The sequence below is a fragment of the Rhizobacter sp. genome, assembly GCF_046595475.1.
GTDB lineage: Bacteria > Pseudomonadota > Gammaproteobacteria > Burkholderiales > Burkholderiaceae_C > Rhizobacter.
This window is the reverse complement of record NZ_JBKJOQ010000043.1, coordinates 15499-37362: the sequence shown is the minus strand read 5'-3', so window position 1 is coordinate 37362 and position 21864 is coordinate 15499. Positions and strand designations below refer to the sequence as shown.

18 protein-coding genes are annotated in these 21864 nt (G+C 65.1%); 6 read left to right on the top strand and 12 right to left on the bottom strand.

Going from position 1 to position 21864, the window contains the following annotated elements:
* The 6 genes from AC30QB_RS08120 to AC30QB_RS08095 all read left to right on the top strand — a co-directional run.
* Positions 1 to 1354 (top strand): phosphoketolase family protein (locus AC30QB_RS08120; protein WP_489545695.1); only part of this gene is annotated, 1354 nt, incomplete at its 5' end.
* Entirely contained in the window at positions 1351 to 2376 is a 1026-nt protein-coding gene (locus AC30QB_RS08115) for a class I fructose-bisphosphate aldolase (RefSeq protein WP_489545694.1), read from the top strand. The genes AC30QB_RS08120 and AC30QB_RS08115, both read left to right, overlap by 4 nt.
* 18 nt (positions 2377 to 2394) lie before the next feature.
* Positions 2395 to 4482, top strand: coding sequence for a transketolase (tkt, locus tag AC30QB_RS08110; protein WP_489545693.1), 2088 nt, complete (start codon positions 2395 to 2397; stop codon positions 4480 to 4482).
* A gap of 127 nt (positions 4483 to 4609) precedes the next feature.
* The gene (locus AC30QB_RS08105) at positions 4610 to 5683 is read left to right on the top strand and encodes an NAD(P)-dependent alcohol dehydrogenase (protein ID WP_489545692.1); all 1074 of its coding nucleotides are present in this window, start codon (positions 4610 to 4612) and stop codon (positions 5681 to 5683) included.
* Complete coding sequence (locus tag AC30QB_RS08100) at positions 5680 to 8346, top strand: bifunctional acetate--CoA ligase family protein/GNAT family N-acetyltransferase (RefSeq protein ID WP_489545691.1); 2667 nt, start codon at positions 5680 to 5682, stop codon at positions 8344 to 8346. The genes AC30QB_RS08105 and AC30QB_RS08100 overlap by 4 nt, the downstream gene beginning before the upstream one ends.
* Positions 8347 to 8957: 611 nt before the next feature.
* Positions 8958 to 9623, top strand: a complete 666-nt coding sequence (locus AC30QB_RS08095) for a type 1 glutamine amidotransferase domain-containing protein (RefSeq protein ID WP_489545690.1) — start codon at positions 8958 to 8960, stop codon at positions 9621 to 9623.
* 169 nt (positions 9624 to 9792) lie between these two features.
* Here the strand turns inward: AC30QB_RS08095 and AC30QB_RS08090 are convergent, their stop codons facing one another.
* The 12 genes from AC30QB_RS08090 to AC30QB_RS08035 form a co-directional block, all read right to left on the bottom strand.
* A complete protein-coding gene (locus AC30QB_RS08090) occupies positions 9793 to 10122 on the bottom strand; it encodes a MerR family transcriptional regulator (RefSeq protein WP_489545689.1) in 330 nt (109 codons plus the stop codon).
* Positions 10123 to 10124: 2 nt separating this feature from the next.
* Positions 10125 to 11069: a DnaJ C-terminal domain-containing protein gene (locus AC30QB_RS08085; protein ID WP_489545688.1), complete on the bottom strand. Its 945-nt coding sequence runs from the start codon at positions 11067 to 11069 to the stop codon at positions 10125 to 10127.
* Positions 11070 to 11101: 32 nt separating this feature from the next.
* A complete protein-coding gene (locus AC30QB_RS08080; protein WP_489545687.1) occupies positions 11102 to 12109 on the bottom strand; it encodes a mechanosensitive ion channel family protein in 1008 nt (335 codons plus the stop codon).
* Positions 12110 to 12228: 119 nt separating this feature from the next.
* Positions 12229 to 12705 carry a DUF1579 domain-containing protein gene (locus AC30QB_RS08075; RefSeq protein WP_489545686.1) on the bottom strand — a complete coding sequence of 159 codons (477 nt, stop codon included), beginning with the start codon at positions 12703 to 12705 and terminating at the stop codon, positions 12229 to 12231.
* Positions 12706 to 12748: 43 nt separating this feature from the next.
* Positions 12749 to 14071, bottom strand: coding sequence for an OprD family outer membrane porin (locus tag AC30QB_RS08070; RefSeq protein ID WP_489545685.1), 1323 nt, complete (start codon positions 14069 to 14071; stop codon positions 12749 to 12751).
* Positions 14072 to 14348: 277 nt separating this feature from the next.
* Positions 14349 to 14933 (bottom strand): hypothetical protein, encoded by a 585-nt coding sequence (locus AC30QB_RS08065; protein ID WP_489545684.1) that lies wholly within the window; start codon positions 14931 to 14933, stop codon positions 14349 to 14351.
* A 37-nt stretch (positions 14934 to 14970) separates the two neighbouring features.
* The gene (locus AC30QB_RS08060; RefSeq protein WP_489545683.1) at positions 14971 to 16281 is read right to left on the bottom strand and encodes a SidA/IucD/PvdA family monooxygenase; all 1311 of its coding nucleotides are present in this window, start codon (positions 16279 to 16281) and stop codon (positions 14971 to 14973) included.
* A 206-nt stretch (positions 16282 to 16487) separates the two neighbouring features.
* Complete coding sequence (locus AC30QB_RS08055) at positions 16488 to 18041, bottom strand: class I tRNA ligase family protein (RefSeq protein WP_489545682.1); 1554 nt, start codon at positions 18039 to 18041, stop codon at positions 16488 to 16490.
* 32 nt (positions 18042 to 18073) lie between these two features.
* Positions 18074 to 18457, bottom strand: a complete 384-nt coding sequence (locus AC30QB_RS08050) for a cupin domain-containing protein (RefSeq protein WP_489545681.1) — start codon at positions 18455 to 18457, stop codon at positions 18074 to 18076.
* 13 nt (positions 18458 to 18470) lie between these two features.
* Positions 18471 to 19700 (bottom strand): MFS transporter, encoded by a 1230-nt coding sequence (locus AC30QB_RS08045; protein ID WP_489545680.1) that lies wholly within the window; start codon positions 19698 to 19700, stop codon positions 18471 to 18473.
* On the bottom strand, positions 19700 to 20914 hold the full coding sequence (locus AC30QB_RS08040) for an ATP-grasp domain-containing protein (RefSeq protein ID WP_489545679.1): 1215 nt from the start codon (positions 20912 to 20914) through the stop codon (positions 19700 to 19702). Before AC30QB_RS08040 ends, AC30QB_RS08045 begins: the two co-directional genes overlap by 1 nt.
* A gap of 14 nt (positions 20915 to 20928) precedes the next feature.
* The gene (locus tag AC30QB_RS08035) at positions 20929 to 21861 is read right to left on the bottom strand and encodes an ABC transporter substrate-binding protein (RefSeq protein WP_489545678.1); all 933 of its coding nucleotides are present in this window, start codon (positions 21859 to 21861) and stop codon (positions 20929 to 20931) included.
* Positions 21862 to 21864 lie beyond the last annotated feature (3 nt).

Below are 21864 nucleotides of genomic sequence, written 5' to 3'. Positions count from 1 at the left end.
GGGCCGGTTGATCCCCGAGCTGGCCGAGCTCGCACCGGTGCGCGCGCGGCGTATGGGCGCCAACCCGCACGCCAATGGCGGCTTGCTGTTGCGCGACCTGCACATGCCCGACTTTCGGGAATACGCCTGCAAGGTGCCCGAGCCGGGCGCACCCGGAATCGGTGACACCCACGTGCTCGGCCCCTTCTTGCGCGACGTGGCGAAGTTCAACGACGCGCAGCGCAACTTCCGCGTCTTCGGGCCCGACGAGACGCTCTCCAACGGCTTGGCGGCACTCTTTGAAGTGACGCAGCGGCAGTGGGATGCGGCGACCGAGCCCAACGACGAATTTCTCGCGCCCACCGGCCGCGTGATGGAGATGCTGAGCGAGCACCAGTGCGAAGGCTGGCTCGAAGGCTATCTGCTGACCGGCCGGCATGGCGTCTTCAACTGCTACGAAGCCTTCATCCACATCATCGACTCGATGTTCAACCAGCATGCCAAGTGGCTGAAGGTGACCTCGCAGATTCCGTGGCGGCGCAAGATCGCGTCGCTCAACTACCTTCTCGCCTCACACGTCTGGCGCCAAGACCACAACGGCTTCACGCATCAAGACCCGGGCTTCATTGACCACGTCGTCAACAAGAAGGCTGAAGTGGTGCGCGTGTACCTGCCGCCCGACGCGAACTGCTTGCTGTCGGTGATGGACCATTGCCTGCGCAGCCGCCACTACGTCAACGTGGTGGTGGCGGGCAAACACCCGGCGCCGCAGTGGTTGACGATGGACGCGGCCGTCAAACACTGCGCGCAAGGCATAGGCATTTGGGAATGGGCCAGCAGTGGCGGAGACGCACAACCCGATGTGGTGATGGCCTGCTGCGGCGATGTGCCGACGCTGGAGACGCTGGCGGCCGTATCGATCTTGCGCGAGCACTTGCCGGCCGTGAAGATACGCGTCGTCAACGTGGTCGATCTGATGCGGCTGCAACCGAGCACCGAGCACCCGCATGGGTTGAGCGATGCTGATTTCGACGCGCTGTTCACCAAAGACAAGCCCGTCATCTTCGCCTTTCACGCCTACCCGTGGCTGATCCATCGGCTGACCTATCGCCGCACCAACCACGACAACATCCACGTGCGCGGCTACAAAGAAGAAGGCACGATCACGACGCCGTTTGACATGACGGTGTTGAACGAGCTTGACCGCTTTCACCTCGTGATGGACACGATAGACCGCCTGCCACAGACCGGCGACAAAGGGCTGGCGTTGAAGCGGCTGCTCAAAGACAAGCTGAGCGCACACCGGCAGTACATCGGCCTGCACGGGCAAGACATGCCGGAGATTCGCAACTGGCGTTGGGGCGAGTCGCGATGAACGAACAGGCCCTGCGCGCAACCGCTGCCGCCCTGATGGCCGACGACAAGGGCCTGATCGCGATGGACGAAAGCAACCCGACCTGCAACAAGCGCTTCGCCGCGCTCGGCATCCCGCAGACCGAAGAGGCGCGCCGCGCGTGGCGCGAGCTCATCGTCATCACGCCCGATCTGTCTGACAGCATCAGCGGCGCGATTCTGTACGACGAGACGATCCACCAGAGCCTGCACGATGGCCGGCCTTTTGCGCAGGCCCTGGCCGACGTGGGCATCGTCGCTGGCATCAAGGTCGATGCCGGTGCGAAGCCGCTGGCCGGGCACCCTGGCGAAAGCGTCACCGAAGGGCTGGATGGTTTGCGCGAACGGCTGGTGAGCTATGCCGCGATGGGCGCGCGATTCGCCAAGTGGCGCGCCGTGATCGCGATTGACAAGAGCCTGCCGAGCACGGCGTGCATCGTGGCCAACGCCCACGCACTCGCACGTTACGCCGCGCTGTGCCAAGAGGCCGGGCTGGTGCCCATCGTTGAACCCGAAGTGTTGATGGAGGGCGACCACACATTGCAGCGCTGCGCAGAGGTCAGCGCGCAAGTGCTGACCGAGGTCTTCGCACAACTGCATGCGCAGTGCGTGCTGCTCGAAGGCCTGCTGCTCAAGCCGAACATGGTGCTGCCGGGCTTGGCCTGTGCTCAGCAGCACACCGTGAGCGACGTGGCCGACGCCACCGTGACCTGTCTGCTGCGCGCCGTGCCGGCTGCGGTGCCGGGCATCGCGTTTCTGTCGGGTGGGCAGAGCGCCGAGCTGGCGTCAGCGCGGCTGAATGCGATGAACCGGCGCTTCAAAGGGCGCATGCCGTGGGCGCTGACGTTTTCTTTTTCGCGCGCGATCCAGTATCCGGCGCTAGACATCTGGCGTGGCGAGCCCGCCAACGTGCAGCAGGCGCAGCGCGCGCTGCTGCACCGCGCGGCCTGCAACCGCGCCGCGCGCCGCGGTGAGTACTCGGCCGCGATGGAACTTCCCACCTGAATCAAAGACAGAAACACCATGGCCAACCCGCTCGATCTGCAATGCATCAACACGCTGCGCTTCCTGTCTGTTGACATGGTGCAGCAGGCCAACAGCGGCCACCCGGGCCTGCCGCTGGGTGCGGCCACGATGGCCTACGCCTTGTGGGCCGGCCATCTGAAACACCACCCGGCCAAGCCGCTGTGGGCTGATCGCGACCGCTTCGTGCTCTCGGCCGGGCACGGCTCCGCGCTGCTCTACAGCTTGCTGCACATGACCGGCTACGACCTGTCGCTGGACGACCTGAAGCGCTTTCGCCAGTGGGGCAGCAAAGCGCCCGGCCACCCCGAGCGCGGCCACACGCCCGGGGTTGAGATCACCACCGGCCCACTGGGCCAGGGCCTGGCCAACGCCGTGGGCATGGCCATCGCCGAGTCTCACTTGGCGGCCCGCTACAACCAAGGCAGGCACGCGCCCATCGACCACCGCACCTGGGCCATCGTGAGCGACGGCGACCTGATGGAAGGCGTGGCGGCTGAGGCGGCTTCGCTGGCCGGCCACCTGAAGTTGGGCAAGCTCATCTGCCTGTACGACGACAACCGCGTCACGCTCGCGGCGGGCACCGACATCACCTTCAGCGAAGACCGCGCTTTGCGCTTTCAGGCCTGCGGCTGGCAGACCTTGGTCGTCAACGATGGCAACGATCTCGAGGCGGTGAATGCCGCAATCGACGCAGCGCGTGCCGACACCACGCGGCCGTCACTGATCCTCGTGCGCACGCACATCGGCTTCGGCTCGCCCGAGCAAGACAGCTTCAAGGCCCACGGCTCGCCGCTGGGGGTGGAAGACGTGAAGCGCACCAAGCAAGCACTGGGCTGGCCCATCGAGCCTCTGTTCTACGTTCCCGATGCGGCGCGCCAACACTTTCGCCTGGCGTTGGCGCGAGGAGAAGAGGCCGAAGCCGAGTGGAATTCGCGCATGCGGCACTACGCCGAGGCCTTCCCGCAGCTGTATGCCGAGCTGCAAGGCCGCCTGCGCGGCGACCTGCCGGCGGGCTGGGACACTGAGATCCCGGTCTTCGCAGCCGACGAGAAGGGTATGGCCACACGCGTTGCGGGCGGGCAGGTGATGAACGCCATCGCAGCACGGCTGCCCGCACTCTTCGGCGGGTCGGCTGATCTTGATCCGTCAACCCACACCGCGTTGAAAGGGCAGGGCACCTACAACCCGCCACTCAGCGCGGGCGAAGACCCGCAAGGCGGCGACGCCGGGGGCTGGAGCTTTGCCGGCCGCAACCTGCACTTCGGCGTGCGCGAGCACGCCATGGGGGCCATCGTCAACGGCCTGGCCGCGCACGGCGCCTACCTTGCATTCGGGTCCACCTTCTTCATATTTTCAGACTACATGCGGCCACCCATACGCCTGGCCGCGTTGATGGGCCTGCACGTGGTGCATGTGTTCACGCACGACAGCATCGCGGTGGGCGAAGACGGCCCGACGCACCAGCCCGTAGAGCAGCTCGCCAGCCTGCGCGCAATGCCCAAGCTCACGCTGATCCGCCCGGCCGATGCCAACGAAACTGCGCTGGCCTGGAGGGTGGCGGTCGAGACGCGCGATCGCCCGGTGCTGCTGGTGTTGACCCGGCAAAACCTGCCCACGCTGGACCGCAGCCGGTATGCAAGCGCCGAAGGCCTGCGCCGCGGTGCGTATGTGGTGCACGACGCGCCGGCTGTCGTCGCCAAGGGCCGCGGGCCTGAGCTGATCCTGTTGGCCAGCGGCTCTGAGGTGACACTGATCCTGGCTGCCGCCGAACGCCTGCAAGCCGAAGGCGTCGCTGTGCGCTGCGTCTCGGTGCCCAGCTGGGACCTGTTCGAGGCGCAAACCCAGAGCTACCGCGATGAAGTGTTGCCGCCCGACGTGCCTGCGCGGCTGGCCGTGGAGCTCGGGGCCTCGCAAGGGTGGCACCGTTATGTGGGCGACCGCGGCGACGTGCTGGGCGTGGATCGCTTCGGCGCTTCGGCGCCCGCCGATGTGCTGTTGCCTGAGTTCGGGTTCACGGTTGACAACGTGGTGCTGTGCGCCCGTCGCGTGATGGCCGGGCTGCGCCCGAGCGGGCATCCAGGTTGACGGCCTTCGTGGATTCCCGTTTTCACGGGAATGACGGCAACGCGTACGCGCCCAGGTGTGCGCTGCCACACAGACAGCCGGCGCACTGTGCTCGACAGTGCAGCGGCACTCCACTGAGGGGATACGCATGCCCAAGATGAAAGCCGCAATCTTCGTTTCGCCAGGCCGCATCGTGCTCGACGACAAGCCGATTCCAGACGTCGGCCCGCTGGACGCGCTGATGCGCATCACCACCACCACGATCTGCGGCACTGATGTGCACATCCTCAAGGGCGAATACCCGGTGGCCAAGGGGCTGACGATAGGGCACGAGCCGGTGGGCATCATCGAGAAACTTGGCTCCGCGGTGCAGGGCTACCAAGAGGGGCAACGTGTGATCTCCGGTGCCATCACGCCCAGTGGCTGGAGCAACGCCTGCCTGTGCGGCACCTTTTCGCAAGACGGCGCGGGCACGCCGCATGGCTGGAAGGCCGCGGGTGGCTGGAAGCTGGGCAACACCATTGACGGCTGTCAGGCCGAGTACGTGCTCGTGCCCGATGCCATGGCCAACCTGGCGCCCGTGCCCAACAGCTTGAGCGATGAGCAGGTGTTGATGTGCCCCGACATCATGTCAACCGGCTTCAGCGGCGCTGAAAGCGGCGGCGTGCGCATAGGCGACACGGTCGTCGTGTTTGCGCAAGGCCCCATCGGCCTGTGCGCCACGGCGGGTGCCAAGCTCGCCGGTGCCAGCCTGGTGATTGGCGTTGACCGTTTGACAGACCGTCTGAACATGGCCCGCCAGATGGGTGCAGACCACGTGATCGATGGCAGCAAGACCGACGCTGTCGAAGAGATCATGCGGCTCACCGCAGGGCGAGGGGTCGATGTCGCCATCGAGGCGCTGGGCACGCAGCAGACCTTCGAGGCCTGCCTGCGTGTGCTGCGACCGGGTGGCACCTTGTCGAGCCTGGGCGTGTACTCCACCGACCTCACCATTCCGCTCGGAGCGTTTGCGGCCGGGCTGGGCGACAACCGCATCGTCACCACGCTGTGCCCGGGCGGCAAGGAGCGCATGCGCCGGTTGATGTCGGTGATCGAATCCAAACGTGTGGATCTCGGCGCCATGGTCACGCACCGCTTCAAACTCGACCAGATTGAAGCGGCCTACGAACTCTTCAGCCACCAGCGCGATGGCGTGCTCAAGGTGGCCATCACACCGTGAGCGTTCGCCATCTCGACGCACTTCTGACACCGGCCTCTGTGGTCGTGGTGGGCGCCTCGCAGCGCGCGGGGAGCGTGGGCGCCACGGTGTGGCGCAACCTGTGCGCAGGGCCATACACCGGCGCGCGCTACGCCATCAATCTGAAGCCGCATGCGTTAGAAGGCGTGAAGGTGTTTGCGCGGCCGGCCGACCTGCCTGAGGCACCCGACCTCGCCATCATTTGCACGCCGCCCGACACCGTGGCGCGCCTGGTGCTGCAATTCGCAGAGCTCGGCACGCGTGCCGCCATCGTCATGACAGCGGGCCTCACCGCGCAGCAGAAGCAGGCGGTGCTCGACGCAGCACGGCAGCACCTTCTGCGCATCCTGGGCCCCAATTGCCTGGGTTTGCTGTCGCCGCACCTGGGCTTGAATGCAAGCTTCGCTCACATCGACGCATTGCCCGGCGACGTGGCTTTTGTCTCGCAGTCGGGTGCGCTGGTCACCGCCGTGCTCGACTGGGCCAGCTCGCGGCGCATCGGCTTCTCGCACATGGTGTCGCTGGGCGAGCATGCAGATGTCGATTTCGGCGACCTGCTCGACCACCTGGCGAGCGACCCGCATACGCGCTCCATTCTTCTCTACATCGAGTCGATCGAATCCCCGCGCAAGTTCATGTCGGCAGCACGCGCGGCGGCGCGCAACAAGCCGGTGATCGTGGTGAAGGCGGGGCGGGCGGGGCAGGGCATGAAAGCCGCTGCCTCGCATACCGGTGCGCTGGCAGGCTCCGACGTGGTGTTCGACGCCGCCATACGCCGCGCCGGCATGCTGCGTGTAGACACGCTGCAAGACCTGTTCATGGCGGCCCAGACGCTGGCGCGCTTTCGTGATGAATCGCAAGGTGCGCGGCATGGCGCGTTGACCTTGATGACCAATGGCGGTGGTGCAGGTGTGATGGCGGCCGACGCTGCTGCACTGGCTGGCGTGCCGCTGAGCGAACTGAGCTCGAGCCTGCGCCGGCAGCTCGATGCCTTGCTGCCGCCGACCTGGTCGCACGCCAACCCGATCGACATCATTGGCGACGCGCCGGCGCAGCGCTACACCGAGACGCTGCAAGCATTGCTGGCCGATCGAGACACCGGTGCCGTGCTGTTCATGCACGCGCCAACCGCCATCGTCAACAGCGCCGACATTGCCCGTGCCTGTGAGCCCATCGTGCGCCCTGCGGCCGGCCGCATCATGGCGTGTTGGCTCGGTGACGCTGCCGTGGCCGAGGCGCGGCGCATCTTTGAAGCAGCCGGCGTGGCCGATTACGCCACGCCTGAAGAAGCCGTGCGCGCCTTCGCCATGCTGGCCACCTACCGGCGCAACCAGGCACTGCTGCTGGAGGCACCCACCGCCAGCGAGAACGGGCCGCCCGACCTTGCCGGGGCGCGTTTCGTGATTGATGCAGCGCTCGCGGCGGGGCGCGACATGCTCGACGAGCTGGAAGCCAAGACCTTGCTGAAAGCCTATGGCATCCCCATCGTGCCCACCGTGGCTGTGGGGCCGTCGGCCGAAGAAGCCATCACGGCAGCACAGGGCATGGGCTACCCGGTTGTGCTGAAGATCTGGTCGCCCGACATCAGCCACAAGTCTGACGTGGGCGGTGTGCAGCTGAGCCTGCGTGATGAGCGCGAGCTGCGCAGCGCGGCCGATGCGATGCTGGCGCGAGTACGCAGCCAGCAGCCGCAAGCGCGCATCAGCGGCTTCACGGTGCAGGCGATGGTCAAGCGGGCGTTCGCGCAAGAGCTGATCGTGGGCGCGAGCGTCGACGCATTGTTTGGCCCGGTGCTGCTGTTCGGGCAGGGCGGCACCGCGGTCGAGGTGGTCGCCGACCGCGCCATTGCTTTGCCGCCCTTGAACCGCGCGCTGGCCAGGGAGATGATCTCGCGCACGCGCGTGGCCACGCTGCTGGCGGGTTACCGTGACCACCCGCCGGCACAGCTCGATGCTGTTTGCGATGTGCTCGTGGCGCTGTCGCAGATGCTGGCCGACATACCCGAGCTGTGCGAGCTTGACATCAACCCGCTGTGGGCCGACGCCGATGGCGTGGTGGCGCTAGACGCACGGGTGCGTGTAGGCAAGACGCCGGGCGCGGGCACAGCAAGGTTCGCTATCCAGCCCTACCCGGCAGAGCTGGCCGAAACGATTGCCTGGCAAGGGCGCTCATTGCAGGTGCGGCCGATACGCCCTGAAGACGAAGCCATGCACCGCGCCTTCACCGAAGGCCTGGCGCCCGAAGACCTGCGCCTGCGCTTCTTCACCAGCCGCCGCGAGATCCCGCGCAGCGAGATGGCGCGCTTGGTACAGATCGACTACGCGAGAGAAATGGCGTTCATCGCCATCGAAACTTCTGCCGACGGCAAGCCGCAAACGCTAGGTGTGGTGCGTGCCGTGGCCGACCCCGACAACGTGGCGGCCGAGCTGGCAATCATTGTTCGCTCTGATCTACACGGCCAGGGCCTGGGCTACCTGCTGTTGCACAAGATGCTCGACTACCTGAAGGCTCACCATACGCAGAAGGTGATAGCCGAGGTGATGAGGGAAAACAGCGGCATGCGCGAGATGTTCGAGAGCAACAGTTTCCAGCGCGATGCCAGTGCCACCGACCTGACCGTGCTTCACTACGTGATGCCTCTCTAGGCGCCGTTAGCGGCGAACGGATGAGCCGGGGAGGAGAGCAGCCGAGCCGCTCGGCGGCGCTACAGCAGCGTGTGGATGTTGCGTAGCCAGTGAGCCAGCATGATTGAACTTGAATCTGCGTTCGCCCTGAGGTAGCTAAGGGCAGCCATGGAGCACGGCGCTGCCCTTCGATTCCTCAGGGCGAACGGGAGGGGCCTGAGCATCAAGTTGAATACTGCCGGCTCAACAGTGAAACCTGGCCAAGACTTTGGCCGCGGCTCGCAACTGTTCCGGCGTCAACCGGCCGGCGGGCGGGCGGTCGCTGACTTTCTCGGTCGAGGCATTCGCCGGGTCATCTCGCGCCGTGACATCTACTGAGTTGAGGTCACCCGGGAAGGGTTCTTTAAGCGGTGACATGTTGTTCTCTCTTCAAGCTGCCGCAGGCAAGGTTAGGACATGCGAGCGTCCCCTCCAACTCTCGCCGGTCGTGTCGACAAGTAGGACAAAACCGCGCGCCGTGCTGATGGGTCTTGGCCTTCCTGACTGGCGCTACTTCGCTCGCGCCGTCGTCCTACATGCCTGCGCCCCGCCTTGTTCTAAATTGGGCGATCCAGTACTTCTGAAGGATCACCATGCACGCTCTCTTCGTCACGACAAGTGCCAATCAACTCGCGCCCGACCACCCCACCGGCCTGTGGCTGGAAGAGTTCGCGGTGCCATACATGGCCGCCGCAGAGGCGGGCATCACTGTCACTGTGGCCTCGCCCAAGGGCGGCGCGGTACCCCTGGACCCAAAGACGGAACCGAACGAAAAGCAACAGAAGAACTGGGCGCCGGCCCTTCAAGCGCTGCGCAGCAGCGTGACGCTGGCTTCGGTACAGAACGAGAGGTTCGACGCCATCTTCATCCCGGGCGGCCATGGACCGATGATGGACCTGGCGCACAACGCAACACTGCACGCTCTGGTGGCCCGCCACGATGCCTCAGGCAGGCTGATTGCCACCATCTGCCACGGGCCAGCTGCCCTCGTACACGCCCAGCGCGCCAGCGGTGAACCGTTCCTGAAGGGCCGACGCGCCACTGGCTTTACCAATACCGAAGAGCGCTTGGCTGGCCTCAAAGACGTGGTGCCTTTTTTGCTCGAAGATGCGATGAAGGCGAGCGGTGCAGATTTCCATTCGGCGTTGTTGCCCATGCTCAGTCACATTGAGCACGACGCCAACCTGCTGACGGGCCAGAACCCAAGTTCGAGCGAGGCCCTTGCGAAGGCGATGGTGGAAGTACTCTGCAAGCGATGAAAAAGAGGGGCGCGCCGCACGATTGAGTTTTCAAAATTCGCGACCTCAATCTCCGTTCGGGCTGAGCTTGTCGAAGCCAGCGTGCACCTGGACTCAGGCACTTCGACAGGCTCAGTGCGAACGGAAAACGAGCTGAACGGAAAGCGATCTGTCGCGCAACAGGGAAAGCTCAGTAGCCTGCGCCTTGCGTGCCCTGTAGCGCCGTCAGCTGACGCCTCAGCCGATTCACTTCCTCGATCAGGTCGGCCGCCAGCGCCGCCAGCTGTGGGTCGGCATCGAATGTGGCCTCCAGCGCCACGATGCGGCGCGCCCTCACCAGCGTGGCGCTGTCGAAGCGATGCTCGCCGCTGCGGTCATCGACAGGCAAAACCTCTAACTCGACACGCGCGAGAACCCAGTCGACGCTCATGCCGCAGGCGTGTGCCAGCTCATCGGCCGAAAAGATCGGGCCATCGAGCACTTCGGCTGGCTCCGCTGACAAGAGAATCGCAACTTGCATGCTCAGGCTCCCTTCAGTTGACGCGGATCGAACGCAGGGAAGGCCAGAGCCATCGCCGCGTAAGCCGCGCGGGCTTGATCGCTGTCGGCCGGAGGCAGCGCCATCTCAAGTTCCAGATACAGATCACCTGGCGTACTGCCCGGAATGCCGCGCCCCTTGAGCCGCAGTTTGCGGCCAGTGCGCCAGCCGGCGGGCAGGCGCACCTCGGCCTCGCCGCCCGGCGTGAGCACGACGGCGGTGGCGCCCAGTGAGGCTTCCCAGGGGCTCACCGGCAGGCGCTGATGAATGTCGCGGCCTTCGGCACGCCAGCGCGGGTCGGCCTTGAAAAGCACTTCCAGCAGCAAATCGCCGGCCGGCGCGCCGCCGCTGCCGGGGCTGCCGCGGCCGGCCAGGCGTATGTGCTGGCCTTCGTACACGCCTTTGGGGATGCTGACCTGCAGGTTGCGTGTTTCGTTGACCACGCGGCCTTCGCCGTCGAGGTGTGCGCTGCGCAGGGCGATGGTGCGCTCTGCGCCTTGATAGGCGTCGAGGATGTCGAGCTCGATCTTGGCGTGGTGATCGCTTCCGCGTTGCGACTGCGGGCCGCGGCTCGGGCCTCGGGTGCGCGCGCCTCGGCCAAAGAGTTGCTCGAAGAAGTCGCTGTGCGTTACGTCCTCGCCGCCGGCGTCAGAGAACTCGAAACCGGCATTCCAGTGGGGCGGCGGGCGAAAGTCTTGCCCCGGTCGCGCCTGTGCTTCGCTGCCGAGCGTGTCGTAAGCCGCACGTTTCTCGGGATCTGACAGCACGGCGTTTGCTTCATTCACCTCTGCCATGCGGTCAGTGGCGTCGGCGGCCTTGCTCACATCGGGGTGGTGTTGGCGCGCGAGTTTGCGGTAAGCCTTCTTGATGTCGTCGGCCGTGGCTGTCTTGGCCACGCCGAGTGTCTTGTAGTAGTCCTTGAATTCCATGCGCCATGTTAAGAGGTTGTGGGTCTGAGCGCTTATTCCCGCGGCGCGGCCGGGTCGAGAAGGTCTTGCGCAGAGGCCAGGCGCGGCTCCTCGTCCATCTGCTGCTGCACGTCGTCGATGGCGCGTGTGTCTATGGCTTCGCCTGATGTGGCAAGACGGCGCGCCGCGGCAGGCGGCGGCGTGGCCGCCCGCTCGGTGATTTGCACCCGATAGATCGGCTCCGGCATGTCCATGCCGTGCCCTTCGAGCGCCAGCTTGACGGTGCGGATCGCCTCGCTCTTGACCATCAGGAAGTCGTGTGTGCGCTGGTCAACCCAGCCTTGGAACCGCAGCTGAACGTTGGAGTCACCCAGCGCCGCGATGTAGGCGCGCGGCGGCGGCTTGGGGATCACGCCATCGAGGCGCCCCAACTCTTCCACACCGATCTGCTGGGCCATGACCAGATCTTCGTTGACACCGATGCCGATGTCGAAGTTGAAGCGCCGGCTCGGGTTGCGCGTGTAGTTGAGCGTGACGCTGCGGAAGACGAGCGCGTTGGGCAGGCGCAGGTGGTTTCCGTCAAGTGTCATCAGAATGGTGGCGCGAGAGGTCATGGACATGACCAGGCCTTCGTTGCCGTCGATCACAACATGGTCGCGCGGCGCGAACGGCTGCCGCAAGCTCATCAAGATGCCGGCGAGGTAGTTCTCCAGCGTGTCCTTGAAGGCAAACCCGAGCGCTACGCCGAGCACGCCCGCCGTGCCGAGCACGGCACCTACCAGGGCCGTTGCATCGAGGATCTGCAAGGCCACCAGAATCGAGGTGCCGCACACCGCCCATCGCGCCGTGGTGCGCGCAAGGTCGCGCAAAAAGGGGTTGCGGTTGTCGATGCGGTCGAAGAAGGCCCGCCGCGACAGCCAGCCCCCCATCGCCCAGCCGAGCCAGATCAGCAGCAGCGAGAGCGCCAGCAGCGGCAGTGCAGCGAGCAGGCGATAAGCCTCGTCGACCAAGCGCTGTAGCGCGGCGTCGATGTTGAATCCAGCGCCGGTCATGGTTTGCATCGGGTTGAGCCTTGATGACAAAGCGATGGCGCGTAGTCTAGGACGCTACCCATGTACAGCGACTGATAGGCCCTCATTCAAATCGGGAGCCGGCGGGCCAGAGGCCACCGGGGAGCTCTTCAATGAGAGCCGGCCTTGTTGAACTCCATCGTCCAGTTGGTCTCCCAGGTCTTGCCTTCGTCGGCCGAGAAAGCCTGCTCCCAGCGAGGCGTGCCATCGGGTTTCACTCGCCACAAAAAGCGCACGCGGATCGGGGTTCCCTTGTAGGTGTCTTGCACGTAGAAGATGCCCACGCCGTTGTCGAAGCTGCCTGTCATGGGGGCATTTAGCGTGCCGGGCTGGCGGCCGTCTAGCCACCAGATCGACCATTTCTGGCTGGCAACGTCGAAGGTGCGCACCGTCATTGCGTAGTACGGGTCCCCCGGCAGGTCGAGAAAGTTTTCGTCGCAATTGCCCATGCCACCCAAGGCCTTGCGGGTGGAGGTGGTGCCCGCAAACTCATCCCATTCGGTGCAGCCCGCCAAGCGGTCTTTGAGGCGGCGGTGGTCCACCTGCCACTCGCCGATGAAGAAGTCGAAATCTGATGCTGAAGACATGGTGCGGTCCCTTTTTGTGTTGGAGCGAAGTCGATTGCCCGCCTCAAAAGAGGCGGATCGGGGTGTTGATCATCAGTTGCATGTCGTTGAACGACTTGCTCGGGTAAAGCGCATCTATGCGCGTGCGGTAAACATAGAAAGCGATCTTGGTGCCCTTGAAGCGGCCGTCTTGCACCAGGTAGATCGACTTGACGGCCCATTCGCGGTGCCCGCCGCGCGCGGGCTCGCCATTTTTCCAGTACAGATCATGCAGCGGGTCGGCGGGGTCGGGGTGGGCGGCGGCAGACGCCGTGGCATCTGAGCCGTAACCGCGAACGGTCCAGGCCATCAGCGTCCAGCCGGGAATGCCCGCACGGTTGCCGTTGAACACATAGCGCAGTTGCACCGAGCGCTCGTGCGGGGCGTTGTAGTCCACCCCCATGGCATTGCCGAGAAAGATGCCGGCGGTCTCTTGCGTGTAGTCCATGAACTGGTCGCCATCAATGACCTGGTAGCCCAGCATCAGCGATGACGCCCCTTTTGTGGCCGTCAGCGAGGCCGCGATCGAGTTGGTGTCTACCTCGCCTGATCGCTGGGCGCCGGTCGATCGTGTCAGGTAGCTGTCGACCTGGCCCGTGAGGCTGATGTCGCTGTCGAACTTGAGCTGCTTGCTGGCCGACACGTAGTACTGGTTCCACAGGTCGCGCGACTGGCTGGCGTACAGCGCAAATGATGCAGTCTCGCGCTGCGCATTGACACCGGCATAGCTGATGCGATCAAACGGAATGCCGGCGTATGCGGTGGACAGGCCGCGCAGCTTGTCATCGCCCCGCGGGATGACCTTGTCGAACGAGCCGGCGGCCAGCGTGAGGCCCTGTACGTCGCCAGACAGCAGCGACAGCCCCCGAAATGTCGGCGGCAGCGCGCGTATGTCGTAGGGGTGCAAGTAGGGGTTCGACACCGTCTGTACGCCAGCCTTCAGCGTGGTGGCGCTGGCCTTGGCCTTCAGCGCGTACTCGCCCAGGTAGCCCCAGGCGGTGTCGTGCAAGCCGCTGCCGTCTTCGCGGTAGTGCACCATGTTGCGCGACTGGCTGTCGCCATCGAGCCGCACAGCACCGTACAGGCCAACATCGAAGCCAATGCCGTTGCCCGGCGATGCGCCGTAGTGGTCTGACTGGTAAACAAGCCTGCCACTCTGTACCACCCCATGACGACGCGCGCCGTCAACAATGCGCAGGTCTTCGGCGTAGGTGCGCAACAGCAGGTCGAGCCGCCCTGCGGGTGCACTGGGTTCGGCCTCTGCTGCCCGCAGGGGCAGGCTGTGCAGCATTGGCAGAGCGCACGTCAGGGCCAGTGCTGGCCAGCTTTTGGGGCTAGGTGTTTTCATTTTTGGCTCCATTGAATTTCTTGATGGGCGACGAACCGCAGCGGTTTCATAGGCTTCGTTCGCCCTGAGGGATCTAAGGGTGCGCCGAGGCATTGCGCTGCCCTTCGATACCTCAGGGCGAACGGAGCTTGGCTCACGGCGAACGGAGCTTGGCCCACTGAGAACGGAGCTTGGCTCAGGTCGAACGGAGCTTGGCTGTGGCGAACGGAACCGCTTTCGCGGGAATGACGAAGCGGGAGTTGAGGCATCTGCCCACCACCTAAATCGCAAAAGAGGCTCATTTCTTTTCGGTGAATTCCATCTGCCAGTCGATCTCCCAGGTCTTGCCGGCGTCGTTGGAAAACTCTTGCTGGAAACGCGGGTGTACCCAGTCGCAGGTCCAGATGTAGCGCACCTTCACCGGTTTGTTGTTGATCTCGTCGTCGCCGACAAAGATGCCCAGGCCATGGTGGAAGGTGCCTTGAAGTGGCGGCGAGGTGTTGTTGGCGTCGTGCATGTCGTAGATGGACCAGCGACGGCTGAGCGGGTCGTACAGGCGCAAGATCGTCAGCTTGTAGTCGGGGCGCCACTTGGGAAACACGATCTCTTCCATCATGCCGGCGTCGCCGATGCGGCGAGACTTTTCAACACCGTCCATCTCTTCCCATTGGGTTGAGCCGACGAAACGGCCCACGCGCTTGCGGCCGCGCACGGTCCAGGTGCGGCCCGAGATGAAATCGTAGTCGCGCACACCGTCGTGGTCGGGCCCGGCGTTGGCTGTGACGCAGCTGCCGGGGTTGGCTTGCGTGGGGGCGGCCGCGCAGGCGCCGCCTGCCAGGCCGGCCAGGGCCAGGCCTGTGATGAGTCGTGCGTAGTGGTTCATGGTGTTGGTGTAGTGGATGTAGAGATGGATCGAGGTTTCAGGTGAAGGCGACCGCCGGTTGCTCGGCAGTCGCCGTGGCCGCTGCCATCGGGCTTGGGCGTGGCTCGGCTGCGATGTCGTCGAGCACACGTTTGGCGCGCGCACCGACCACACTCAGCAAGGTGTCTGAGATGCCGTGGGTGGACTCGTTGATGCCGAGCGTGTGCAGCGACACGCCAGCCGCGCAGGGGATGTCGACGCGGTAGCTTCGGTTCACGCGCAGGTCGCCGGTGGCCAGCGGGCGCAGCGCGGCGCGCAGCAGCTCGGGCACTTCGTTCTTGTAGCCGGTGCCCAGCACCACCAGGTCGAAACTGTCTTCGCACGCCTGTGTGCTGTGGCCTTCGCGCCAGCTGACGCGGGTGCGCTCGCCCACGGTCTCGGCTTGTTCGATGTGGCACTGCGTGTGGATTTGCGCGCGCTGCTCTTGGTCCATGCGCTGCAGGTAGTGAAACCTGAACAGCGATTCCAGTGTGGACGGCGTAACGCCGGCGTAGTTGGAGTCGCGCATGGCCGCCAGCAGCTGCTCGCGCGTGCTCTCGGGCGACTCATAGAACTGGTCGACAAAATCGTCGCAATACAGCTCGTTGGTGAACTTGCTGCCGCCATAGGGCACCAGGCCGACCGAGCGCATCAGCAGCCGCACGCGGGCCTGCGGAAACCGGCGCAAGCACTCTTGGTAGACCTCGGCGCTGCTCTGCGCGCCGCCGATCACGGCGATGGTGCGAATGCGCTCGGCAGCCAGCCCGCCCACACGGTGCAAGAACTGCGACGCGTGCAGCACGCTCGCGCTGGCCAGCGGGGCAAACGGCTCCGGCATGTGCGCCTGCCGGCCCGCGCCGTAGACGATGCGGCGTGCGCTGTACGCCTGCCCGCCGCGGCAGGTCACCACCCATCGCTGCACACGCCCCTGCGCGTCCAGCGACGGGCGTATCGACTCCACCGCCGATGCGCAACGCAGCTCCACCTGCTGCAGCTGGTCGACACACCAGCGCAGGTAGGCCGATATCTCGCGCCGGTATGGGAAGAAGGTCTGCAGGTTGACGAAGTCGTCTAGCCGCCCGCTCTTGTGCAAGAAATTCAAGAAGGTGAAGCGGCTGGTCGGGTTTCTGAGCGTGGCCAGGTCTTTCAAAAACGACACCTGCGACTGGGCCTCGGCAAACATCATTCCCGGGTGCCATGAGATGGCGTCTCCGGCCTCCAGCATCAGCACCTTGGTGGCGCCCGTCGGGCGTCCCAGCTCTTCCATCGCCACGGCCACGGCGATGTTCGACGGGCCGGCCCCTATCAATAGAAGGTCTGCATGTTCCATGATTTGCTTCATTGTTTAACCTGATTGGCGACGAATCTCAGCCGGTGCACTGCGCTGCCCTTCGATACCTCAGGGCGAACGGAATTTGGCTCAGGGCGAACGGAACTTCGTTCTGGGCGAACGGAACTTGGCTGACGGCGAAAGGAACTTGGCTCATGGCGAACGGAACTTCGTTCTGGGCGAACGGAACTTTGCTGTGGCATGTGTCAGGCCTGGATGGCACCGAACAAGGCCGGCGCGAGGGGGCTCAGGTGCAGCGCGTGCCGAGCGTCGATGTGGTCGGGCGCCTGGCCGGTCAGGCCCTGGTGCAGGGTGTTGGCCGCTCCCGGCGCGATCGGCGCCAGCGCGACCGCCAGGCAGCGCAGCAAATGCGCCACATCGCCGATGCCGGTGTGGGTTTCGCCACCGCGCAGCCTAGCGTCGATGTAGGTCATCAGGTGCAGCACATCTTCTGCCGCCTGGCGCAAGTGAAACCGCTCCAGCGAGTAGCTGTCGAAGATGCGCGCGAGTGCAGCGCGGCCCGTGGCGACCGTGGCCGCCGTGGGCTCGCCCGCCAGGCCCTGGAAGCCTTCGATGCGCTGGTTGTACTGCTCGGCAATGCCGCCCCACAGCTTGCGCAGCCCGCGGTCCAGCACCTTTTGCATGTCGGCTTCGTTGAAGTTGGCCTTCTCGAAGCCGGGGTTGTTCCATGCGGCATAAAAGCGCACCGCATCGACCGGGTGGCGCTTGAGCAGGTCGCGCGACCAGATCACATGGTTGTTGCTGGTCGAGAACTTGAGATGGTCGAGGTTGTAGAACTCGTTGCTCGCCGCGCCTGCGGGCAGCCAGCGCCCATCATCGATCACCGACATCAGCGCGGCATGCACGACGGCATAGAAGTACGCGTTGTCGAAGCCGTAGAAATTGACGAAAGTGGGCTGGCTGCCGAGCTTGCGGTTGCGTGCCAGCGCACGTTTGTACGAGTGGATTTGCTGCGCCATGATTTCGGGCCAGGCGTTGATCACTTGACCGGGGAAGTCGGCATGCGCCACCGGAAAGCCCCAGCTGCCGGGCATGCTGACGGGGAAGTCAGGCAGCGTGTTTTTCAGTGCGTCTTCCACTACCCAACGAAAACGCGGGCGGAACTGCGTGCTGCGCTCGTACACGCTCACGATGTTGGAGCGCATGCGCTCCAGCTCGAGCACCATCACGTCGACTTGCTCTACGTCCAGCGTGGTCTCGCCCGTCAGTGTGACCGATGGGTTCAGCAAGGTGGCGGGGCTGTTGACGCTGCTGCACGACTCGCAAATGCCGCACTTGCTGTGCGACAGGCAGCTGGGGCAGTGGCCGGTCACACCGGCTTCGTCGAGGTACTCGCCCGTCAGGCGTGAGCGGAAGATCGGGAAGGGCTTCTTCACCAGCACGCCGCTTGCATACAGGTCGTGGAACAGCTGCTGCACCGCGGCGCGGCTGTTGCCGTCGACCGGAAAGTAATCGTCGACATCGATCGAGGCCTCGTCGAGCGTGGTGACGATGTCATTGGTCCAGTGGTCGGCCAGCTCGTGCGGGTCGCGCCCCTGGCGCAGCGCCGTCACCCGCACATACGACTGGTTCACGTCGCTGTAGCAGGTGGTGAAGACCTCAGATCCCTTCAGGCGAGCCGCTCGCGAGAACGCGTCGGCCGACAGGAAGGGGCCGCTCAAGTGGCCCACGTGCAGGCCGCCGTTGGGGGTGGGGGGCGGCATGGTGACGACGAACGAAGGGGCAGGGGTTTTATTCATGAGGGTTCAACCTGTGTTGGAAGGTGAGGGGGTCAATCAAGAGTGCAATCAGAGGCGCCGTGCTCGTCCCAGTACATGTCGAGCATTTGAAAGCGCTCGCTGCTCGACGGGTTGCGTATGGAATGCACGCAGTGGCGCGGGATGTAGGCCACATCGCCTTCGGCAATGCGGGTTTCGTGGCCATCGACCGTGAGCAGGGCGCTGCCACTGACCACGATGAAGGTCTCTTCTTCATCGTGGTGGTGGGCTTCGACAAACTCGCCAGGGCCGAGCAACACGTACATGCAACCGGCTTCGGTCAGGCGGCGCTTGGTGTTGACCTTGCCGCCCCAGGGGAAGAGCCGGCGCGTCTTCACGCCGTACTCTTCGGTGTATTGCGCGTCGGTGCCGCGCCGGATCAGGGTTTCAATGCTCATGGGGTTTCCAGTTTCAAGACAAGGCGGCGCGCACCGCCGGCTTGAGAGGCCGCGACAGCATCAGCACGCCGCAGCCCAGGGCCACGGCCGCGGCCGTGAGGTACAGGTAGCGCGCAGAGACGGCATCGCCGAGATAGCCCACCGCGGCATACACCGCCAGGCTGGCCCACGAGATGATCATCACGACGCCCGACTTGATCTTTCCGAAGTGCGCCGGGGCCACCGTCTTGGCGATTTCGGTATCACCGTTGATGCGTAGCATCACGCCCAGGCAACCGAGCACCACATAGGCCAGCGCGGCGTGGCCCACGCTCTGCGCCGCGGCGAGGGCCGCCAGCGCCAGGCCAAAGGCCACCAGGCAGGCCGCGCCCACGCGCGCAGCCGAGCCGCGCTTGAGGAAATGGCTCAGCAGCAGGCCGCCCGTCAGGGCGCCCAAGCCCCAGCCGGCGTCGACCAGGCCGAAGCCTTCGGCGCCGGCATGCAACTCCCTGGCGACGAAGCCGGGCAGCAGGGTGTTGCAGAGAAAAACCGTGAGGTAGGCGAGCACCTGTTGCAAGGCGATCACCATCAAAACACCGCGCTCAGGCGTCTCTTCGATGGCGCGGCGAAACTGTGCGATCACGCCCCTTGCCTGCGCCGTGACCTGGGCTACCGCAACGTGGTGGCGGTGCTTGATCAAGACAATCAAAGTCGCTGACGCGAGGAACGCGCAGGCGTTGAGCGCCACCACGGTGTCGGTGCCGAAGGCCGCGACCGCAAACCCGCCCAGGCTGGCGCCAACCAGCAGGCCGATCTGTATGGCCATGCTGCCCACCACATTGGCGGCCAGCAGCTTGTCTTTGGACACAAGGTCACGCACCAGCGCACCCACCGCCGGCTGAAAGAAGTTGTCGCACAGCGCAATGAAGAAACTGCCGATGTAGATGTGCAGCGGCTGCAGCGTGCCAGTGGCCATGCCGAAGGCCATCAGCAGCAGAATCGCACCGCGCAGCAGGTCGGCCACAGCGCACACGTACTTGGTGTTCCAGCGATCGACCAGCACACCGACCACCGGTGACAGCAGCAGGCCGGGCAGGGCGGTGGCGATGAACGACCAGCCGATGGCCATGGTCGACCCGCTGGTCTTGAAGAGGTACCAGGAGATCGCCACGAAATACATGCCGCTGCCGATGGCGGCGAGCAATGCGGCGGCGAAATACTTGCGGTACTGCGCGATGCCCATCACCACACGCAAAGGCGACATCACGCGAGCTCCACCGTGATGCTGCTCAGCGCCTGGTCGGCGTTGCGGGCGGCGTCTTGGCGGGTGTCGCCTAGTGCCAGCACATAGCCAGGGCGCTCGGCCGAATGACGCGACTCCTTCACCTTGGCGCCGACCTTGAGCGTGATGTCGGCACGCACCACACCCGCCAGTTTGCCGGCTGCTTCAACGCCCGCCAGGCCGGTCACCGTGCCCTCGCCGGTCTGCATGAAGCGTATGGCCGCACCGCCCTTGTGGCTGGGGCGTATGCCATCGAACTTGCCAGCAAAGCCCTTCAGGGTCTCGCCGATCATGTCGACGCCGTAGACGTGCTCCACCATCTCGAAGATGCGGTCGCCACCGGTGCGTGTGTGCGACTCGACGATCACCGGCCCGGTCTTGGACAAAATGACTTCGGTATGCGACGGGCCATGCAGGTGCCCGATGCTGGCGAGGAAGCGCACCACCAGGCGCTCAAGCTTCTGCAGCGTTTCGGCCGGCAGGTCAGACGGCATGGTGTGGCCGGCCTCGACAAAGTTGCTGCCGCTGATGATGAGCTTGTCGGTCACGCCGACGACGGTGTGCACGCCGGCCCATGACACCGCTTCGACGCTGACCTCTCGGCCTTCGATGAACTTTTCGGCAATCAGCTTCGGGTCGGGGAAATCAAGGCCGGCCACTTCGCGGAACACGGGGTCGCTCATGATGCCGGCGTACACCGCTTCCACCTCAGCCGGCGCGTGCAGCTTGTGCACCTGAATGCTGCCCACGCCGTTGGCCGGCTTCAAGATGATGGGCCAGCCGCAGTCGTTGCCGAACTCGACCACGGCCTGGCTGCTGCCAACCTCTGCAAACGGGATGGAGGGAATGTCGGCCTCCCACAGGTGGCGGCGCATCATGCATTTGTCACGCGTCAGCAGCACCGGCCTCAGCGGGTTGCCGTGTATGCCCAGCCGCTCGGCGATCAGGGCTGCGTTCAAAATGCCCAGCTCCTGGAACGACACCACGGCATCGAACGGCTTCTGCCGGTGCAGGGTTTCGATGATCTGGATCACGGCCTTGTCGGCCAGCGGCGAGGTGACCAGCTGGTCTATCACCGAGATATCTTCCAGCTTGATGTCTTCACGGCGCTGAACCACGGTCAGGTCCATGCCGAGTTGCTTGGCTTTGCGGTAGATGTCGGTCCAGCCGCCGACCATGGCCAATCTGATGCTCATTTCGTGCTCCTCAATCAGTTGATTTCTGTGGCGTTGGGCAACACCGTGGGTAACTCGGGGGCGCTTACGGCGGCGCTTGCGAAGGTTCTTGCGCAGCGGCGCAATGCCCAGTGGGCGCCGACCGCCTCTCCCGACGGAAGAATGAAATGCTCGGCAATTGCCCAGGCGCCAAAGCACTCGCTGGGCTGGCCGCGCTGCTGCCACGCATGCACCAGCTCGCAACCGCGGGCCAGCAGCGCTTCGTACGACGGCTCAGGCGTGACCAACCAGCATTCGGTCTCGCTGCGCGCTGCTGCGGTGCGCACGGCGTCAACCGCGGCCTCGTCTGAAAAAATCATCGTCGTGCTGCTGCCGTGAAACGGTGGCGTGGCGATGAATTCGAGCGCCTGTTGCGCCACCGCCAGCACCACGCATACCGGCGCGCGAGGCGTGGCCGGGTCGGCCACATCGCGCACCACGGTTTGGGCGGGCCGCCTGAGGCACGCGAGCAAGCGTGCGGCGTAATCGGAGCCATCCGTGCGCACCTCCAACTCGATCGCGTGGCCAAAGCGCCGCGCGATCCAGCCGTGGATGGTCTCGGCCTGCGCGGTGTCGTTGGCGCACAGCCGGTAGGCGCCATCGCCGAGCGCCAGGTCGACGTCGGTGGACGCCGGCAGCAGCAGCTCTATACCCTGCGCCCGATAGAAGGGCATCACCGCGCGGGCACAGGCGCTGTTGAAATGGCCGATCACCAGGGTGACGCCTTCACGGGCGAACTCTGCACCCAGCGCCAGCGCGCGGTGCGGGTCGGAGGCATCGTCGCCCAAGCACGCGCTGATGCCACGCTGCGCCAGGTGCTCATGCGCCGCCCGAAATGCCTCGGCGTGGGCCGTGCGAGCGCCCGACAGGCTGCCGGCAATGCCGACGCGCAGGCCGCCGGCTGCGCCGCGATGAACTGGGGGGAGCATGTG

Bases quoted from the DNA above. Each gene is read 5' to 3' on its own strand.
- AC30QB_RS08115 (WP_489545694.1), top strand. From the start codon at position 1,351: ATGAACGAACAGGCCCTGCGCGCAACCGCTGCCGCCCTGATGGCCGAC.
- tkt (WP_489545693.1), top strand. From the start codon at position 2,395: ATGGCCAACCCGCTCGATCTGCAATGCATCAACACGCTGCGCTTCCTG.
- AC30QB_RS08105 (WP_489545692.1), top strand. From the start codon at position 4,610: ATGCCCAAGATGAAAGCCGCAATCTTCGTTTCGCCAGGCCGCATCGTG.
- AC30QB_RS08095 (WP_489545690.1), top strand. From the start codon at position 8,958: ATGCACGCTCTCTTCGTCACGACAAGTGCCAATCAACTCGCGCCCGAC.
- AC30QB_RS08090 (WP_489545689.1), bottom strand. From the start codon at position 10,122: ATGCAAGTTGCGATTCTCTTGTCAGCGGAGCCAGCCGAAGTGCTCGAT.
- AC30QB_RS08085 (WP_489545688.1), bottom strand. From the start codon at position 11,069: ATGGAATTCAAGGACTACTACAAGACACTCGGCGTGGCCAAGACAGCC.
- AC30QB_RS08080 (WP_489545687.1), bottom strand. From the start codon at position 12,109: ATGCAAACCATGACCGGCGCTGGATTCAACATCGACGCCGCGCTACAG.
- AC30QB_RS08075 (WP_489545686.1), bottom strand. From the start codon at position 12,705: ATGTCTTCAGCATCAGATTTCGACTTCTTCATCGGCGAGTGGCAGGTG.
- AC30QB_RS08070 (WP_489545685.1), bottom strand. From the start codon at position 14,071: ATGAAAACACCTAGCCCCAAAAGCTGGCCAGCACTGGCCCTGACGTGC.
- AC30QB_RS08065 (WP_489545684.1), bottom strand. From the start codon at position 14,933: ATGAACCACTACGCACGACTCATCACAGGCCTGGCCCTGGCCGGCCTG.
- AC30QB_RS08060 (WP_489545683.1), bottom strand. From the start codon at position 16,281: ATGGAACATGCAGACCTTCTATTGATAGGGGCCGGCCCGTCGAACATC.
- AC30QB_RS08055 (WP_489545682.1), bottom strand. From the start codon at position 18,041: ATGAATAAAACCCCTGCCCCTTCGTTCGTCGTCACCATGCCGCCCCCC.
- AC30QB_RS08050 (WP_489545681.1), bottom strand. From the start codon at position 18,457: ATGAGCATTGAAACCCTGATCCGGCGCGGCACCGACGCGCAATACACC.
- AC30QB_RS08045 (WP_489545680.1), bottom strand. From the start codon at position 19,700: ATGTCGCCTTTGCGTGTGGTGATGGGCATCGCGCAGTACCGCAAGTAT.
- AC30QB_RS08040 (WP_489545679.1), bottom strand. From the start codon at position 20,914: ATGAGCATCAGATTGGCCATGGTCGGCGGCTGGACCGACATCTACCGC.
- AC30QB_RS08035 (WP_489545678.1), bottom strand. From the start codon at position 21,861: ATGCTCCCCCCAGTTCATCGCGGCGCAGCCGGCGGCCTGCGCGTCGGC.